This is a genomic window from Novosphingobium sp. BL-S-19 (assembly GCF_055521675.1).
Window position 1 is genome coordinate 1556080 of the sequence record NZ_CM145497.1, and the last position, 18108, is coordinate 1574187.

At 65.7% G+C, this 18108-nt stretch carries 17 protein-coding genes; 7 read left to right on the forward strand and 10 right to left on the reverse strand.

Translation table 11 applies throughout. From position 1 onward, the window contains the following. The first annotated feature begins 105 nt into the window (after nt 1–105). Together ACZ1JV_RS06585 and ACZ1JV_RS06590 are read left to right on the forward strand one after the other, a co-directional pair. Nucleotides 106–1632, forward strand: coding sequence for an MFS transporter (locus tag ACZ1JV_RS06585; RefSeq protein ID WP_465148875.1), 1527 nt, complete (start codon nt 106–108; stop codon nt 1630–1632). Nucleotides 1633–1762: 130 nt separating this feature from the next. Next, the gene (locus ACZ1JV_RS06590; protein WP_465148876.1) at nt 1763–2344 is read left to right on the forward strand and encodes an outer membrane protein; all 582 of its coding nucleotides are present in this window, start codon (nt 1763–1765) and stop codon (nt 2342–2344) included. An 87-nt stretch (nt 2345–2431) separates the two neighbouring features. On the opposite strand, the gene ACZ1JV_RS06595 is transcribed toward ACZ1JV_RS06590, so the two are convergent. From ACZ1JV_RS06595 to ACZ1JV_RS06640, 10 genes are all read right to left on the reverse strand, one after another. After that, nucleotides 2432–3910 (reverse strand): aldehyde dehydrogenase, encoded by a 1479-nt coding sequence (locus tag ACZ1JV_RS06595; protein ID WP_465148877.1) that lies wholly within the window; start codon nt 3908–3910, stop codon nt 2432–2434. Continuing rightward, nucleotides 3907–4776, reverse strand: a complete 870-nt coding sequence (locus ACZ1JV_RS06600; protein ID WP_465148878.1) for an HTD2 family dehydratase — start codon at nt 4774–4776, stop codon at nt 3907–3909. The genes ACZ1JV_RS06595 and ACZ1JV_RS06600 overlap by 4 nt, the downstream gene beginning before the upstream one ends. Before the next feature lie 2 nt (nt 4777–4778). Further along, complete coding sequence (locus ACZ1JV_RS06605) at nt 4779–5729, reverse strand: SMP-30/gluconolactonase/LRE family protein (RefSeq protein ID WP_465148879.1); 951 nt, start codon at nt 5727–5729, stop codon at nt 4779–4781. A 14-nt stretch (nt 5730–5743) separates the two neighbouring features. Beyond that, nucleotides 5744–6622, reverse strand: coding sequence for an NAD(P)-dependent oxidoreductase (locus tag ACZ1JV_RS06610; protein WP_465148880.1), 879 nt, complete (start codon nt 6620–6622; stop codon nt 5744–5746). 60 nt (nt 6623–6682) lie between these two features. Beyond that, nucleotides 6683–7870: a CaiB/BaiF CoA transferase family protein gene (locus ACZ1JV_RS06615; protein WP_465148881.1), complete on the reverse strand. Its 1188-nt coding sequence runs from the start codon at nt 7868–7870 to the stop codon at nt 6683–6685. Beyond that, complete coding sequence (locus tag ACZ1JV_RS06620) at nt 7867–9027, reverse strand: CoA transferase (protein ID WP_465148882.1); 1161 nt, start codon at nt 9025–9027, stop codon at nt 7867–7869. Before ACZ1JV_RS06620 ends, ACZ1JV_RS06615 begins: the two co-directional genes overlap by 4 nt. 157 nt (nt 9028–9184) lie before the next feature. After that, a complete protein-coding gene (locus tag ACZ1JV_RS06625) occupies nt 9185–10393 on the reverse strand; it encodes an FAS1-like dehydratase domain-containing protein (protein ID WP_465139522.1) in 1209 nt (402 codons plus the stop codon). Between the two features lie 237 nt (nt 10394–10630). Next, nucleotides 10631–11209: a cysteine hydrolase family protein gene (locus tag ACZ1JV_RS06630; protein WP_465148883.1), complete on the reverse strand. Its 579-nt coding sequence runs from the start codon at nt 11207–11209 to the stop codon at nt 10631–10633. Between the two features lie 26 nt (nt 11210–11235). Next, entirely contained in the window at nt 11236–11868 is a 633-nt protein-coding gene (locus tag ACZ1JV_RS06635) for a GntR family transcriptional regulator (protein ID WP_465148884.1), read from the reverse strand. 35 nt (nt 11869–11903) lie between these two features. After that, nucleotides 11904–13136 carry a CaiB/BaiF CoA transferase family protein gene (locus ACZ1JV_RS06640; protein WP_465148885.1) on the reverse strand — a complete coding sequence of 411 codons (1233 nt, stop codon included), beginning with the start codon at nt 13134–13136 and terminating at the stop codon, nt 11904–11906. 198 nt (nt 13137–13334) lie between these two features. Here ACZ1JV_RS06640 and ACZ1JV_RS06645 point away from each other — a divergent pair, with 198 nt between their 5' ends. The 5 genes from ACZ1JV_RS06645 to ACZ1JV_RS06665 all read left to right on the forward strand — a co-directional run bounded on the left by ACZ1JV_RS06645 (nt 13335) and on the right by ACZ1JV_RS06665 (nt 18088). Then, nucleotides 13335–14339, forward strand: a complete 1005-nt coding sequence (locus ACZ1JV_RS06645; RefSeq protein WP_465148886.1) for a sugar phosphate isomerase/epimerase family protein — start codon at nt 13335–13337, stop codon at nt 14337–14339. Further along, entirely contained in the window at nt 14339–15241 is a 903-nt protein-coding gene (locus ACZ1JV_RS06650) for an alpha/beta hydrolase (protein WP_465148887.1), read from the forward strand. The genes ACZ1JV_RS06645 and ACZ1JV_RS06650 overlap by 1 nt, the downstream gene beginning before the upstream one ends. After that, nucleotides 15241–15633, forward strand: a complete 393-nt coding sequence (locus tag ACZ1JV_RS06655; RefSeq protein WP_465148888.1) for a C-glycoside deglycosidase beta subunit domain-containing protein — start codon at nt 15241–15243, stop codon at nt 15631–15633. Before ACZ1JV_RS06650 ends, ACZ1JV_RS06655 begins: the two co-directional genes overlap by 1 nt. Nucleotides 15634–15827: 194 nt before the next feature. Beyond that, nucleotides 15828–16955 carry a glycosyltransferase gene (locus tag ACZ1JV_RS06660; RefSeq protein ID WP_465148889.1) on the forward strand — a complete coding sequence of 376 codons (1128 nt, stop codon included), beginning with the start codon at nt 15828–15830 and terminating at the stop codon, nt 16953–16955. An 8-nt stretch (nt 16956–16963) separates the two neighbouring features. After that, nucleotides 16964–18088, forward strand: a complete 1125-nt coding sequence (locus ACZ1JV_RS06665) for a glycosyltransferase family 4 protein (protein WP_465148890.1) — start codon at nt 16964–16966, stop codon at nt 18086–18088. The last annotated feature ends 20 nt before the right edge of the window (nt 18089–18108 follow it).

Here is an 18108-nt window from a genome sequence, read left to right on the forward strand (position 1 = left end):
TTAGGCATTCGTATGCATGTTGCCGTGAACGGAGCCGCGTGCGAGGCCGAAAACCACACAACCGCCAGGCCGTGAAGCCTTGCGGAACTCAGGGAAAAGGACGTGATGGAACAGGCGGTCTCGGGCGCAATCAGGGCTGAAAAGCCGCGGCAAAGCTGGGCCGGACTGTGGAACATCAGCTTCGGCTTCTTCGGCATCCAGATCGGCTTCGCGCTGCAGAACGCCAATATGAGCCGCGTCTTCCAGTCGCTGGGCTCCTCTATCGACGATCTGCCCGCGCTGTGGATCGCCGCCCCGCTCACCGGCCTGCTGGTGCAGCCGGTGGTGGGCCATATGTCCGACCGGACATGGCTGGGCCGCCTCGGCCGCCGGCGCCCCTATTTCCTGGCCGGCGCGGTGCTGGCGACGCTGGCGCTGCTGATCATGCCGGAAAGCACCGGCCTGCTGATGGCGGCGATGCTGCTGTGGATGCTGGACGCCAGCCTGAACATCTCGATGGAGCCGTTCCGCGCTTTCGTGGGCGACATGCTGCGCAAGGATCAGCACACCGCCGGCTACGCGGTGCAGACCGCCTTCATCGGCGTGGGCGCGGTGGTGGGATCGCTGTTTCCCTACGTTCTGGACCATCTCGGCATCAGCAACGTGGCGGGCCCCGGCGGCATTCCGGACACGGTGCGCTTCAGCTTCCGCGCCGGGGCGCTGGCACTGTTCGCCGCCGTGCTCTGGACGGTGCTCACCACGCGCGAATACTCGCCCGAGGAACAGGCCGCCTTCGACGGTGAACACGGCCACGACGCTGCAAGTTCGGAGGCTCTGGCCCGGCGAAGCCCGTTGGGCGGACTGGCATGGATCGGCGCAGGCGCGGTTGTCGCGCTGGCAGTGTGGCAATGGGCGCTGGAGAAGGAAGTCTACCTGCTCGCCGGGCTGCTCGCCGGATACGGTCTGGCGGTGATCGCGGCGATCCTGCTCGCCCGTTCGGGCCGCAGCGCCTCGATGCTGGCGGGGATCGTCGGCGATTTCGGCGGAATGCCCCCGATCATGAAGCGGCTGGCCTTCGTGCAGTTCTTCAGCTGGTCCGCCCTCTTCATCATGTGGATCAACACCACGCCGGTCGTCGCGCAGTACCACTTCGGATCGGCCGATCCCGCCAGTTCAGCCTATCAGGAAGCGGGCAACTGGGTCGGTGTGCTGTTCTCCGTCTACAACGGCGTCGCCGCGATTGCCGCACTGGCGCTGCTGCCCTGGCTGGCGCGCCGCATCGGCAAGGCCCGCACCCACGCGCTCTGCCTGACGCTGGGCGCGCTGGGCTTCGCCGGCTTCTTCGTACTGCGCGATCCCGACGCGCTGATCCTGCCGGAGATCGGCATCGGCGTGGCCTGGGCCTCTATCCTGGCCATGCCCTATGCCATTCTGGCGAGCAGCCTGCCGCAGTCGAAACTCGGCATTTACATGGGGTTGTTCAACGTCTTTGTCGTGCTTCCTCAGCTTCTGGTGGCGACCGTGATGGGGTCCATCATGAAGCATTTCTTCCCGCACGATCCGATCTGGACGATGGCCTTCGCCGCCGGAACCCTGCTGGTGGCCGCGCTCGCCGCGCTGCGGATTGCCGGGCCCACCGATCGCCACATCTGACGGCGTGGTACGAACAGCCGATTGTCTCCCCGCGGGAAACAGTCTGTCGAACTCTTGAGGAATTATCCCGGCGCGATCGCGGGCGCATATCGCCGCTGTCCAAGGAGGACAGCAATACAGGGATAAGAAAATGAAGACGTTGCTCGCAGGGATCCTCGCCGCCGCATCAGTGTTCTCGATCACGCCGGCCTTCGCGGATGCGTTCCAGGGTCCTTACGTCGGTGCTCAGGCCGGCTGGAACCACGATCGCGTTCGCGGCGCCGATACCGATATCGGCGATCTAAACATTCGCGACAGCCGCGATTCCTTCGTCGGCGGCGCCTTCGCCGGCTACAACTACAAGATCACCCCGAACGTGGTGATTGGTGCCGAAGGCGGCTTCAATCTGGGCGCCGACGATGCCGTACGCAGCGGCGCTGCGGTGGTCGATCCGAACTACGCGTTCGACCTGTCCGCCCGCGCCGGCTACCTGGTGACTCCGAAGACCATGTTCTATGTGCGCGGCGGTTACGAGAACATGCGCGCCCGCGTGTCCGACGGCATTGCACAAGGCCATGAGACGTTCGACGGCTGGAGCGTCGGCGGCGGCGTGGAGCGTGCGATCATCGACAACGTCACCGCGCGCGTCGAATATCGCTATTCGGACCTTGGCAGCAACGGCAACGGCTTCGATCGTCATCAGGCCCTGATCGGCGTGGCCTACCACTTCTGACATCGGCCGGGGTCCGGCAAACGAAAGGCCGGGCGCGCATGACCGCGCCCGGCCTTTCGCAGACCCGTTCCAAGGGAAACCGGCCCTTCAGAACTTCATCGAGAAGGGGTCGCGCCGGTCGCCCGAGAAATCGATGAAGACGTTCTTGGTCTGGGTGAATTCCAGAATCCCCGCCTCCCCGCGCACGCGGCCGAAGCCGGAGTCCTTCATCCCCCCGAACGGCGCCTGCGGGGCGGCGACGCGGTAGGTGTTGACCCAGACCACGCCCGACTGGATCGCCCGCATCATCCGCAGGCAGCGGCTGATGTTTTCCGACCAGACGCCGCTCGCCAGCCCATAGGGCGTATCATTGGCGATCTGCACTGCCTCTTCCTCGTCATCGAAGGGGATGATCGACAAGACCGGGCCGAAGATCTCCTCCGCCGCGACTTTCATGTCGTTGCGCACATCGGCGAAGATGGTCGGCTCGATGAAGAAGCCCTTTTCCAGCCCCGGCCCGTTTGCCCTTCGGCCGCCCGCGACAAGCCGGGCGCCATCGCCCTTGGCGGCTTCGATGAAGGACAGGATCTTTTCGAACTGCGGCTGGTTGGCGGCGGTGCCCATCTCGGTTTCGGGCAGGCGCGGGTCGCCCATGCGGATCATCTTCGCGCGGGCCGCCAGCCCTTCAACCATGCGGTCATAGACGCCGCGCTGCACCAGCAGGCGCGATCCGGCGATGCAGGTCTGCCCGGTCGCCCCGAAGATGCCCGCCAGCGCGCCGATCAGCGCGCGGTCGAAATCGGCATCGTCGAACACGATGTTGGGCGATTTTCCGCCCAGTTCCATCGTCACCGGCTTCAGGTTCGCCCCCGCCGCCTGCGCGATCATGCGGCCGACGCCGGGGCTGCCGGTGAAGCTGATCTTGTCTACCCGTTTGCTCTCGGTGAGCACGCGGCCGACATCACCCGCGCCGGTCAGGACTTGCACGACACCGGCGGGGAAGCCCGACTTCTCGCAGATTTTCGCCACTTCCAGCGTGGTGGTGGAGGCATGTTCGCTGGGCTTCAGGATCACGCAGTTCCCCGCTGCCAGCGCGGCGGGCAGCGTGTTGGTGAGGATCGCGACAGGCGAGTTCCACGCGGTGATCGCGGCCACCACGCCGAACGGCACGCGGATCGCGAAATCGAGCGTGTCCTTCTGGTCCAGCGGCACGACATCGCCGTGCATCTTGTCCGCCCAGCCCGCGTAATAGCGGAAGATGCGCGCGGCATAGCCCATCTGATTGCGCGTTTCGCGGATGACCTTGCCGTTGTCGGTCGTCTCCAACAGCGCCATGCGATCGGCATCGGCGTCGAGCAGATCGGCCACCTTGTTCAGCAGCTTCGCCCGCTCGCCCGGCGTGGTCTTGCTCCACACGGTGTCGAACGCCCGCCGGGCGGCGGAGATGGCATCCTCCACGTCGCCGGCAGTAGCAACGGCGATCTCGGCATGGACCGACTGGTCGTAAGGGTTGATCGCCGGAAGCGTGCCGCCGTCCGAGGCGGCACGCCACTTGCCGTCGATGAAAAGGCCGTAAGTCTCGCTCATGATGCACTCCCGGCCAGAACCGAGGCCGAAACCGACGCCAAAACCGAGGTACGCACGGTGGCGACCATGTTCTTCCCCTCGCCCTGCTGGGTCCAGACTTCGGCGCCGTCCTCGGTCGCCTGCCCGCAGACATGCAGCGGCACGCCGTCGAAAGCGGGCTGTTGACCCCGGAAGTCGAACCCGGTCACCGGCGCATCCAGATTGCGGGCGGCCAGCGAAACCAGCAGCGTCGCCTGAAGCGGCCCGTGGACGACAAGGCCGGGATAGGCCTCTTCCTCCATCGCATAAGGGCGGTCGTAGTGGATGCGGTGGCCGTTCATGGTGAGCGCCGAATAGCGGAACAGCAGCACCGAATCCGGGTTCACCTCCTCCCGCCAAAGCACATCGGGCGCCGGCGCGGCAACCGGGGCGGGCAACATGGCGGAGGCTGGCTCGCGGTAGACAAGGTCCTGCTCCTCGCTCACCGCCACGGCGCCATCCGCAGCCAGATCGTGGCGCACGGTCACGAAGACGAGGCGGCCGGTGGTGCCGGTCTTTTCCTTGATCGCGATGATCGTGGAGGTCTTGGTAACGGTCTGGCCCAGCAGCAGCGGCTTCACGAACGACACGCGCCCGCCCGCCCACATGCGGCGCGGCAGCGGCACCGGAGGCAGGAACCCGCCCTTGGCCGGATGCCCGTCCACGCCGAGGCCCTGCGGCGGCTTCACGTCCCAGAAGTAGAGCCAGTGGTGCAGCAACGGCAGGGCATCGCCGGTCTTGCCCGCTCCCTCGCCGCCCAGCGCCACGTCCAGGGCATTGCTGCGCGCGGGTTCCAGCACGTCGGTTACCGAGATACTGCGGCCGATCCAGTCTTCGAATTCGCTCACGTTCAGTTCCTTTGGTGGAGCAGGGGCAGGCCTGCGCGCGGCCAGTCTACGGCGATCAGCAGGCCGTGGCCGGATACGGTGATCCACGCCGTCTTCATGTCCGGCCCGCCGAAACAGATGTTGGTGCAATAGGGCTCCGGCCCCTGCCAGTATTCGAGCTTCTCTCCTTGCGGAGAGAACACAGTGATCCCGCCCGTCACCAGCGTGGCGACGCAGATGTTGCCACCCGCCTCCAGCGCCATGGAATCGAAGCGCTGGTAGCCGGTCGCCTGCCCCAGCATCGTGCCGCCATTGGGCGAAGGCCACGCCACCTTGCCAAGCTCGCCGTTCTGCAGGATCGGCCATTGCCACAGCCGCCCCGTCTCGGTTTCCGACACGTAGAACGTCTTCTCGTCGGGAGAGAGCGCGCAGCCATTGGGCGTCACCAGCGGGAACGCCGCCTGCCGGATCCACGATCCGTCCGCCGCCGCGTGATAGATCACGCCGCAGTCCATCACCCGGTCATAGGTCTTGCCGTGATCGGTGAACCACATGTTGCCGCCCGCATCGAACGTGATATCGTTCGGGCCGTTGATCGGCACGCCGTCGCAGTGCGTGTAGAGCGTGGTCACTTTTCCGGTGGTGAGGTCCACGCGCTGGATGCCGCCGCCGGTATAGTCCGCCGCGCGGCCGTGCGGGCGGTTGTAGCCCTTCACGCCCTGAATATCCTCGGTAATCCAGTGGAAGCCACCGTTGTTGGCGACATAGCAGGCCCCGTCCGGCCCGATCGCCGCGCCGTTCGGGCCGCCGCCCAATTCGGCCACCACTTGCTTGCGGCCATCCGGCTGCACGCGGATCAGGCGCGCGCCCTTGATCTCCACCACCAGCACCGAGCCATCGGCCATGGCGATCGGGCCTTCGGGAAAGATCAGGCCATCGGTGACGATCCGGTATTCCAGCTTGCGTACATCCATCGGCTCACTCCAACTCAGCGGGGATCGACGACCTGAATGATCGCGGGAAAATAGGCCTGCCCGATCCCGGCATCGACCGCCGCCTGATAGTATTCGGCGGCCAGACGCGGCAGTCGCGGCTCCACGCCCATCTGCTCGGCCAGTTCGATGGTGTAGCCCAGATCCTTCAGCGCATAGGGCGCGGGGAAGGCCTTTTCCGGGAACTGGCGCGGCACCATCGCCTTTAGCCCGTGGTTGCGCAGGGCGAAGCTGTCTCCGGAACCGAGCGAGACCGCCTCCACCAGCTTGGCCGGGGCAACGCCCGCCCGTTCCGCCACCACGAACATTTCGGCCAGCGCCGCCACCTGTTCGAACAGCAGGGTATTGTTGATCAGCTTCACCACCTGCCCGCAGCCCACTTCGCCGCAGCGGGTGATGTCCGATCCCATGTAGCGCAGCAGCGGTTCGATCCGCGCGTAGAGTTCCTCCCCCGCGCCGACCATGATCGAGAGCGTGCCGTCGATCGCCGCCTGCCGCGTGCGCGCCACCGGAGCGTCGGCAAATTCGATGCCCTTGGCCGCCAGCAGCAGGGCAACCTCGCGCGCTTCGGCCACGCTGGTGGTGGACAGGTCGATGACCACGGAGCCCACCGAACCCTGCGCGGCAATCTCCTCGCACACGGCGCGGACCTGCTTGCCGCCGGGCAGCGAGAGGAAGATCACCTTTGCCGCCCGCGCCACATCCGCCACCGATCCCGCCGCGACAGCGCCACCCGCAACCTGCGTGGCCAGAGCCTCTGCATTCATGTCGAAGGCATGGAGCGGCGGGGCGTGCTTGCGGGCCGCGTTCGCGCACATGCCGCTGCCCATCACGCCAAGGCCGATGAAGCCCAAGGTCGGTGCCGTCTCACTCATCTTCCCAAAGTCCCCAATATGTTTTTCAGGCGCATCTTTTTCAGGTACTTCGCGCCCATCTCACCAGATAACTTCGGCCTCTTCCAGTGCCTTGCGCTCATCACGGCCCATGCCGAGCAGTTCGCCGTAGACGTAGTCTTCATGCTCGCCGAGCGCGGGGGTGCCGCGCGTGATGCCGATCTCCGCGCCCTTCGAAAGCCGCATCGGCACACCCACGGCCGCGCGGCGCTTGCCGTCCGGCTCGGCAACTTCGACGATCGCCTGCCGCGCCCGCAAGTGCGGATCGGCGGCGATCTCCGGCGTCGTCCAGGAGGCATGCGCGGCCACACCCGCCGCCTGCAGGCGCTGCGCCGCCTCTTCGGCGGGGACCGTGACAGTCCAAGCCGAAACCAGGGCATCCAACTCGCGGCGATGGGCATGGCGATCCGCCTCCCGCGCAAAGCCGGGTTCCGGCGCAATCCCCGTCACGCCGCAAAATGCCTGCCACTGCGCGTCGTCTTCCACCGCCACGGCAATCCAGCGATCCTCACCCAGCGCGGGATAGACGCCGTGCGGGGCCATGCGCGGATGATCGTTGCCGGCACGCCGGGGCTCTCCTCCCGCAGCGGCCAGCAACAGCGCCTCCCCCACCAGAGAGGCGGCAACCTCGCGCGCGGCCACATCGACATGGCCGCCCTCGCCCGTGACCCGGCGGCGATGGAGCGCCGCCATCACCGCAACGGCCGCGTTCATGCCCACGGTGTGGTCCATCACATGGCGCATTTCCACCGGCGGCCCGTCTTCATAACCGGTGAGTTCGCCCAGCCCGCCCCATGCGCCGAACAGCGGCGCGTAACCGGCAAAGTGGCTGTCCGGCCCGCTCTGGCCGCAGGAGGAGACCGATAACATCACCAGATCCTGCCGCACCGCCTGCAAGGCCGCAAAGCCAAGGCCCAGCCGGTCCATCACGCCGGGGCGGAAGCTCTCCGCCGCCACATCGGACACGGAGACAAGCCGCTTGGCCAGCGCCGCGCCTTCGGCCTTCTTCAGATTGATGCGCACCGACAGCTTGTTGGAGGCGACCTGATCGAACGTGGCCGGCCCCATCCGGCCATAAACCGGGTGCGGCTTGCGAAAGGCATCAAGGCGCATGGCGCTCTCCACCTTCACCACTTCGGCGCCAAGCTGGGAAAGCAATTGCGTGCAGAACGGCCCGGCGTTGTGCACGGTGAAATCGGCGATCCGCACGCCTTTCAAGGGCAGCGTCATGACAGCACCTCCGCCGGGATTGGGTTCATTTCGCCCAGTTCCGGCGGCCCGCCGCGCAGCGATAGCGGCGTCCGGTCCACGTGAACGGGAGAAACCAGCATGTTTACCAGCCCGGTTCCCGCAACGGGCACCGGCTGGAACAGGCGGCGATGATGCTCCTGACTGCCCCGCAGGATTTCGGCGGGCGTCTTGTAGCGGGCGATGGGGACGGAGAGTTTCTGTCCCTCGGCCACGATATCATCCACCTTGCGCACGATCGCCCATTCGCGGATCTGGCGATTGATTTCCGGCCCGCGCCGGCTGCGTTCCAGACTGTCCGCCAGTGCTTGGTCCTGTGCCCAATCCGGACTGCCCAGCAGCTTGACCAGACCGTCCCACTGCCGCTGTTCCAGCGTCAACAATTCGACATATCCGTCCGCACAGGGGATCACCCCACCATAACGGAAGGACCGCTCTACCCGGTGTTCGATGGAGCCATCGCCCAGTCGCTGGATCGCGAAAGCACCCACCGCCAGCGCGGCATCCTGACTGGCGATATCGACGAACTGGCCGCCCACATCGTCCCGCACCCAGAGCGCGGACAAGGCGCCGAGCGCGGCGGCGATACCGCCCTGCATCTCGGCAAAATGGCCGGCGATCTTCACCGGCGCACGGTCCGGAAACAGCTCCACCGAAAGCCCGTTGGGCAGCAGGTTTCCCTCGCCCGAAGCATGCTGGAGCGTAATCTCGCTCGCGTGCCAATGCGCCTTGGGGCCATGGGCACCGAACGGCAGGACCGAAACGTGGACAAGGTGCGGATGGAGCGCGGAAAGCGCAACCTCGTCAAGTTTCAGGTCCTGCCTCCCCGCAATCGGGGAATCATCGATGAAAATGTCGCTTTCGCTGAGCAAGGCGGCGAGCGCGGCCTGCCCCTCGTCCGTCGCCGGATCGCAGACCATGCTGCGCGCGCCGGCGGCCAGATAGGCGAACAGGGCCGAGGTGGGCTCCGCTCCCTCACCCTGCGGCAGGAATGGAGGTTCCGCGCGCAAGGCTGAACCGCAAGGCGGTTCGACGAAGATCACCTCGGCCCCCTGTACGCCCAGAAGGCGTGCCGCATAGGCCGCCGCCACGCCCGAAGCGTGAACGGCGACCCGAAGCCCGTCGAGAGGAGCCGTCACGCGGTCCTCCCCGGTACGGGGAGGTGGCAGCGTGAAACGCTGACGGAGGGGAGTGGCGTCCTCAAGCAACGTCGCGTCAGGACGCGACTCCCCTCCACCATCCGCTTCGCGGATGGTCCCCCTCCCCGATCCGGGGAGGACAGGAGCACGCCTAAAATCACCGAACGACCGGCAGTTCGAGGTCGAGGCCGGAACCGTCGACGAAGACCTTGATCTGCGGATCGAGCGAGGGCAGCACCACCGTTGCCAGACCCGGCGTGGTCAGTTCGCCGCGCTGGTTCTCACCCTTGATCTCGATATCGACAAGGGCGTGGCCGTCCTTGACGTACTTGCGCGTCACGGTGCCGCGCGCCCAGGTGCAATCGCCCATGGTGTTGAAGCGGCTCATGCGGGTCTTGATGCGCTTCAGGAAGCCGGCGTCGCCCATCCAGTTGGTGACGAGGCTGGCCATCCAGGCCGAACGCTGCGGGCCGTAATCGTAGACCCCGGGCACGCCCACTTCCTTGGCGGTCGACTCGCGGTGATGGCCGATGCCGGTGTATTCGATGCCGCCGCCCGCTTCGGGATTGCGGAAGAAGTGGCCGGGGTGCTTCACCGCGTTCTTGAAGATCACGCCGTGCGTGTGGCCGCGGCCGCAACCGACCAGGAAGCCCATGGTATCCATCAGGCTTAGCGGACCGCGCACGATTTCGGGCAGCTGTTCGCCTTCCTGCACTTCTTCCCAATAGCGCACGTTGCCGCCGCGAATGTTCTTCTCTTCGTCGAGGATGGCGTGATCGATGTGCTCGAATTCCTCAGCGGTATATTCGTGCGTCTTGATGTCGGCATACTTGCCGGCTTCACGCGCGGCCTTGCGTTCGTGGCGGGTGCAGGTGCCCAGCGCGCGGGCGACCAGTTCGCCGCGCTGGTTGTAGTAACTGGCCTCGACATACTGCAGGACGAGCGTGCCGGAAAACTGGCTTTCCTTCACATCCACACCGACGACGCGCTCGATCGCGGTCAGGCGGTCGCCGGGGCGGATGTGGCGGAACATTTCCCAGTCATTGCCGGCGTAGAAGCCGTGAACGCCCGGCAGGCCCCAGCGCGTGCGGCCGACCCAGCCGAACGCCATCGGGAAATTCGGGTGGGCCAGCATCGAACCATGACGCGTAAGGCGGCCTACTTCGAGATCGCGGTAGAGCGGGTTGAGATCGCCGATGCCGTTGCAGAAGTTGCGGATCGTGTCCTCGGTCGCGTCCTGAAGGTAGGGACCTTCGGGGCGCAGCTGCATGCCGATCATGTTCTCGGCCGCCTTGATCGCCTCAGGCGTGATCTTGCCCTCTGCCGGCGCCGCGCCGACTTCCTTCTCGCTGGTAACGGTAGCCATGTTTTGGAGATCCCTTTTCCCATCGGGCAAGGGCGTCCCCTCACCGCATCTGCATCAATGATGGATAATGCATTATTTTGGAGCAGGGATGAGGTCCAGCATGGGTGCAGCGCCCCGGCGATTGATTGCAGGCTTGATGGATCTCGCAGGCACAGCAAGGGGCCGCCCAGATGCGCTTGTGTGCTTTTAAGGTGCGGTTAGGTGTCGTTCTGGTGGGGGCCTGATCTGCCCCGAAATTCAGCTGCGCCAGTCGTATTCCGTGCTGCGGACGATCCGGGCATAACGGCCGAGACAGGCGAGCGCGTCCCGTTGTTCTTCGGGCGAGATCCCGGCACAGCAGTCCTCCAGGATGACCACATCGTAGTCGCGGTCATGCGCTTCGCGCGCGCCGGAATGCACCACACCATTGGTGGAAACGCCGCTGAGCACCAAGCGCTCGATCCGATGCGCGCGCAGGATCGCTTCCAGCGACGTGGCGTAAAACGGGCTGACGCGGTGCTTGACGATGTCGAAATCGCCGGGCTGCGGTGCAACGGCTGGATGGACTTCGGTTCCCGGCGTACCGAGCTGGAATATCCCGTTCTTGCGCGCGCCCGAGAAGATCGGCGAGTTTTCGGGCGCCTCGCGGTAATCGGCGGAAAAGCCCACGCGGACGTACCCGACCAAGGTGCCCGCCGCGCGCGCGGCGGCAATGGCGGCGCGGGTGTTTTCCAGCACGCCCCGTTCGCGCACTTGCACGCCGTAGGTCTGCGCACTGAAGCCGTCCTCGGCAACGAGGTCGTTCATCATGTCCATGACCAGGAACAGGGTTTTCATCGCGGAAAGTCCTTGGTGGCAGAGGGTTATGCGATGGATTCGCGCAGTTCGCGAAAGCCGGTCTCGATGTGCTGGCGGGTCGCCAGCATGGCGGCACCGGAATCGCCGGCGATCAGCGCCGCCAGCATATCGTCATGCTCGTCGGCCGCGCGGCTGACGCGGCCCTCCAGCCGGTTGATGAGGTCGAAAGGATAGCGGGCCCAGAGAATCTGCACGAAATGCAGCGTTTGCGGCATCGCCGCGATCTCGAACATGCGGTGGTGAAAGCGATAGTTGGCCGCACGCGCCGCCTCGTTGTCACCGGCCGCAAAGGCGGTCGCGAATTCGGAGCCCAGCACTTTGAGTTCGGCGATATCCGCCCCGGTCACTTTCTCCACCGCCCCGCGCACAAGCTGGGTTTCCAGCAGGATGCGCAAGTTCAGCACTTCGCTGGAGGCCTCGATATCGAACGGCGCCACGGTGGCGCCGCGATGGCTATCGCCGATCACATAGCCTTCGGCCGAAAGCAGCTTCAGCGCCTCCCGGACCGGGGTGATGCTGGTGTTTAGCAGCGTGGCGATTTCCTGCTGCTTCAGCCGCGATCCGCGGGCAATCCGGCCGGAAATGATGCCTTCGCGCAGGAAGTCGGCGACTTGCTCCTCCTTCGTACGAAACTGCATCGTTGCGCCAAACCCGGCCCCGGCCATCTGCTACCTCACCCCTTCTGCCGGACGGGTGCCCAGGCGAAATCACCCGGTTGATAGGCCTTTGCCGCCCCCGATGACAACAGCGCGGCTGCTTCATCGGCGGCATAACCGAGTTCTGCCAACAGGGCTTCGGTATGCTCGCCGATTTCGGGTGGCGGCAGGCCGGGTTTGGCCGCACCGGCTTGATCGGACGCAAACTCGGGCACTTCGAACTGAAGCCCGCGAAATTCGACTTCGCGCAGCTTGCCCTCAGCGCGCGCCTGCGGCGCTTCGAGGACGCGTTCGAGCGGCATGACCTCGTGAAACCCAAGCCCCGCCGCGTCCAGGCGCGCCACCGCATCCGCAAAAGTCAGCGCTTCGACTGCGCGGCGCACGGCCTCTTCCACCGTCTCACGCGCTTTCTTGCGGTCTCGCAGCTTTGCAAATTCCGGTGCGCCGTCCTCGGGCATCGAAAGCGCGCGGGTAAGCTTGGCCCAATGCGCGTCGGTGAGCACCAGCAGGTAGATCCAACGCTCGTCGACGGTGCGATAGGCACCGTAGCCGGGCATCGAGAACTCGCCGCCGCCCTCCTTCTCCAGCCGGCCGAGAAGCTGGGTCTTGAGCTGCATGCCCGCCAGATCGCGCGCGGCAAGATGCAGGCCGGTTTCGTAGAGCCCCACCTCGATCCGGCGCGCAGCCTCGTCCGCCGTGGGGTCCATCAATGCGGCGAGCACGCGGATCACCGCGTAAGTCCCGGCGAACTGATCGTGATAGGAAGGGCCGAACCGGGTCGGCCGGCCATCGACGCGGTGGTCGTCCATCGCCCCGGTGGCCGCCTCGGCAATGGGGTTGGTCATCAGCCCTTCGGCTTGCGGGCCATGGGTATAGCCCTTGATGTGAACGTGAACGAGATGCGGGTTCCCCGCCATGCAATCGTCCGCCGAAACCCCCAGCTTGCGCGCCGCCGACGGGGCCAGATTGTGGATCACCACCCGCGACGTGGCGACCAGCCGGCGGAACACCTCCCTGCCCTGCACGGTCGTCAGGTCCAGGCAAATCGCCTTCTTCGAATGGCTATAGGCGATGATCGTTCCCGAAGGCCCGCCACGCACCAGCGACCGCGTGGTATCGCCCGCCGGCGGCTCGATCTTGATCACCTCCGCCCCCAGTTGCGAGAGAATGTGCGTCGCAAAAGGCGCTGCAATCATGGTGCCGAGTTCCAGCACGCGCATGCCCGAAAGGGGCCGAAATCCGTTGCTCATGTCCGACGATTAACAATAATGCATTATCCATCATAGAAGGAACTGCATCCGCATGGCGATATGGCGCCGCCGGCGAGGCGCCCCGGCCGCTGGCCGCGGACGCCTGAAAGACCGTTGACAACCCATAGCGCACGCCCATAAACACGAATTGTAATTCTAATAATGGTCGTCCGTTCGGGCCGCCGGGGAGAAGGTTCCATGTCCAAGATCCAGCGGGGCGTCAGCCTCTACAGCTTTCAGGAAGAGATGTTCCTGGGCCAGATGAACGTCGAGGACTGCGTGGCCTTCGCCAGTTCCATCGGGGCTAAGGGCATAGAGATCCTGCCCGAACAGAACATGCCCCGCTTCCCGAATATAGACGACGCCGCAGTGGCGCGCTGGCACGACATGCTGGCCCGCCACGGCGCACATTTCACCTGCTACGACATGTTTCTCGACACCAAGCTGCGCAAGGGCGAGACGATGTCGGACGAGGAGCAGGTGGCCAGCATCCGCCGCGATCTGGGGCTGTGCAATCGCTTGGGCATCCGCAACATGCGCGTGCTGGTCTTCGTGCGGCCCGATATCCTCGAAAAATGCGTGCCTTACGCGGAAGAATTGGACGTCCATATGGGCGTGGAAGTCCACGCACCGTGGCATCTGGAACACGCCTGGATCCTGCGCACGATCGACGTGGCAGACCGGCTGGGCACGAAGCACCTCGGCATCCTGCCCGACATGGGCATCTTCATGAAGCACTACCCGCCCGAATTCCGCGCCCGTTTCGAGCGGCAAGGCGCGCGGCCGGAGGTGACGCAGTTCATCGTCGACCAGCACGAACAGAAGATCATGTGCGAATACACGATCTACGAAGTGGCGGTGAAGATGGGCGGCAACAAGGCGGAAGTCGCCATGGCGGAAACCCTGCGCCACGCACCTTTCGCCAACCCGAAGCGGATCAAGGACTATGCCCCCTATTTCCGCCACATTCAGGCCAAGTTCTACGGCATGGCGGAGGACTGCACCGACCCCACGATCGCCTATGACGAAGTGATCCCCGAACTGGTGAAGTGCGGCTGGGAAGGCACGCTTTCCAGCGAGTACGAAGGCAACCGCTGGATTCAGGACGTCTCGCCCGTGGACAGCCGCGAGCAGGTGCGCCGCCAGCACGTGATGTTCGAAAACCTGATCGCCAAGGCCGAAGCGGAACGGGAGGCGGCCTGATGCGCCGGTTCGCCGCCCTGTTGGCGGCTACGGTGCTGCTGGGCAGCAGCCCTGCCGCATTCGCCCAGCCCGCCGTCAGCCGGGAGACGATCCCGGCGCCGCGCCAGCCCGGCGCCATCGACCTGCCGGTTGCCAAAAGCACCCCGCAGCGAGAGGTCTGGCATCTGGACGGCACGCAGGTCGCCGTGCGCAACGTGACCCAGCCCACGCTCACGCCAGTGCTGCCGGTGGGCAAGGGCACCGGAGCCGCCGTGATCGTGGCACCGGGCGGCGGATTCCTTGGTCTTGCGATCGAGAAGGAAGGCTGGGACGTCGCCCGATGGCTGGCCAACCATGGCATTGCTGCATTCGTGCTCAAGTACCGCGTGCTGCCGACGCCGCCCGATCAGGGGGTGTTCGCCAGCGAGATGGCCAAGGTCGTCACCGGCGGAAAGGCCAGCTTCGCACCGCCCGCCGATACGCCGCAGCCCGCGCTGGACGATGCCCGCGCCGCCCTGACGCTCGTGCATGACCGCGCCAGCGAGTTTGGCGTGGACCCGAACCGCATCGGCATGATGGGCTTTTCTGCAGGGGCCATGCTCACCCGCAGCCTTGCCACGCATCCGGGCCAGTACATGCCCGCCTTCATCGCGCCGATCTATCCGATGATGAACGCGGTGGAGGTGCCCGCGAATGCGCCGCCGATGTTCGTGGCCCTCGCCGCCGACGATACGCTGTTCGGTAAGAGCCCGTTCGGCCTGGTCGATAGCTGGCGCGCGGCCGGAAAACCGGTGGAATTCCACTACTACGCCGCCGGTGGCCACGGCTTTGGCCTGGGCAAGCCCGGAACCCCCACAGAGGGATGGATGGACCAATTGTACAGGTGGCTGGCCTCGTCCGGCTTCCTGTCGGGAGAGAAGTGATGTTCGACAAGTACCTGATCGACGCGGCCACGCTGCGCAACACCGGCCCCGCCGATGCCCCCACCGGCTTCGCGTTCGAGGCGAAGCTGGGCTATTATCGCGGCCTTGGCCTCTCGATGATCGAGAAGCTGGACGTGTCCATCGACGGAGAACCCCTCCCGCGCGAGGCGGTCCGTTTCGACGAAGGGAACGGCCCGCTATCGCTGGACGAGATGGAGACCGCTTACGAGCGGCGCTGGCCATTCGGCACCCCGGCGACGATCCTTGTCGAACGGGCGGGTGGTTTCCCGCAGGGCGATCACGAAATTTCGCTGTTGCAGCAACTTCGCGTTTCCTACCTGCCCTTCCCCTCGATCAACAGCGACGCCAAGCTGGTGTCCTTCCCGGGATAACCCGCAGGCAGCACGCCTCGTCGGTAAAGGCCGACGGGGCACCCCTTTTGCGCCTGCCGGCCACTCCCAATGGCTGGGTCGTGCGCTGCCATTCTCGCGGTTAACGTGTCTTCCCGCCGCAATGCAGCATAAGGTTGCATAAGGGCAGATAAGGTGGCCGCGTCGCGATGGGCTCGCAAGCTCAACTCCGTGCCTTGTTCGTAATCAACTCGCTGGCCGGGGGCGGGGCGGAACGCGTATTCACCACGCTGGTCCGCGAATTGAGCGGGCCCGGCCGCGGCATGGCGATCACGGTCGCCCTGCTGGATGAAGAGGCCGACGAGGCTTACCACCTGCCCCCCGAAATCCCGGTGGAACGGCTGGATACACGCGGCGGCCTGCTGCGCAGCGTCACGCAGTTGCGGCGGCTGGTCGGGCGGTTGCGGCCGGATGTCACCGTATCGTTCCTTTCCCGCGCCAACGTGGCAGCCGTGGTAGCCATGCGTCGCACTGGAGGCCCGGCCGTCATCAGCGAACGCGTCAATACGACGGCACACCTCAAGTCCGGCCGGTTCGGCTTCCTCAGCCGCCTGCTGATCCGCAGCACTTATCCTTCGGCCCGCAAGATCATCGCGGTGTCCGAAGGGGTGGCGCAGACGCTGGAGAACGACTTCTCTGTGGAGCGGGAACGGATCTGCGTGATCTACAATCCCGTCGATATCGAACGCATCCGCAAGATGGCCGCGATGACGCCCGAAATCGCGGTTTCGCCCCAGGATTTCGTCACGATGGGGCGTCTTGTCGCCAACAAGAACACGGCCATGGCGATCCGCGCGCTGGCGGCATCACAGTCCCAAGGCCGGCTGATCGTATTGGGCGAAGGGCCCCTGCGGGACGATCTGGCAGCGCTTGCCGTATCGCTGGGGGTGGCAGAGCGCGTGCAGATGGTCGGCTTCCTTGCCAATCCTTATGCCGTACTGGCCCGCGCGGGGTGCTATCTGCTGACGTCCAATGCGGAAGGATTTCCCAACGCCATGCTGGAAGCCATGGCCAGCGGCCTGCCGGTGGTCGCCACGGATTGCCCCTCCGGCCCGTCGGAAATTCTGCAGGTAAGCCTGGACGGCGAAAATCCGGCCTTCGGGGCCGGTGGCGCACTGGTTGCCATGGACGATCACGCGGCGATGGCGCGCTGCATGGACCGGTTGGTCGAACCTGCCGCACGCGCAGCCTGCCTGCAGGAGGGTATGGCGCGGGTCGATGCCTTCTCCGTATCGCGCGCGGTGGAGGCTTTTCGCGATACCATCCTGACCGCTGCGGCCGGAAACGGAGTGCTGCCCGGATGAAGATCTGCGTGACAGGACTTCGCGGCATTCCCGGCGTGATCGGCGGCGTGGAAACCCATTGCGAGGAACTGCTGCCGCGGATCGCCCAGATCAATCCGGACATCGAAATAGAGGTCTGCTGCCGCGCGCAATACGTCGACCCGGAAATGGAAAGCTTTCGCCGCGTGCGGCTGGCACCGCTCTATTCTCCATCGGGCAATGCCAGCGAAGCGCTGGTCTCCACCGCCGTGGCCATCGTCCATGCCTGGCGTCAGGGCGTGGACGCCGTGCATATCCACGCTGTCGGCCCCGCGCTTCTCGCCCCCCTTGCCCGTATCCTGGGCCTGAGCGTGCTGCTGACGCACCACGGCGCGGACTACAAGCGGGCGAAGTGGGGGAATGTCGCCAGATCGATGCTGCGGCTGGGCGAGTGGCTGGGAATGCGCTGCGCCAATCGGGTGATCTGCGTCTCCCCTTCTCTGGCCGAGGACATGCGCGATCGCTACCCCGCCGCCGCCGGCAAAGTGGTGTTCATTCCCAATGGGGTAGACCCGCCCGAACCGCCGGAGGAACCTGCCGAGGAGGTGCTGGCCCGGCTGCACTGCGAAAGCGGTAATTATGTGCTCTGCGCCGCCCGCCTCGTGCCGGAAAAGGGCATCGATTACCTGATCGAGGCCCACCGCCGCAGCGGCGACAACCGCATGCTGGTGATCGCCGGCGCCGGCCGCAAGGGGGACCGCTATGCCGAGGAGCTGATGGCGCAGGCCGGGGACAATGTGCGCATGCTGGGCATGCAGCCGCGCAGCGTGCTGGGCGTGCTCTATCGCCATGCCTCGCTGTTCGTGCTGCCGTCCTTCCACGAAGGGCTGCCGATCGCCGCGCTGGAGGCGCTGTCCTGCCATTGCCCGGTGCTCTTGAGCGACATTCAGCCCAATCTCGATCTCGGCTTGCCGCCGCAATGCTATTTCCCGGTGGGCGACGTCGATGCCCTGGCGCAGCGTCTTGCCGAAGGCCAGGCGAACCTGAACGGCGGCGGCGGCCCGGTAAGCGCCGCTCTGATGAGCTGGGATGAAGTGGCCGCCCGCACCGCCCCTTATTACCGCGAGATGGTGGGCCGCACCCGCGTGACGCCGGAATTGCGCAATGCCGGCTGATCCCTTCGCGCCCGCAGCCC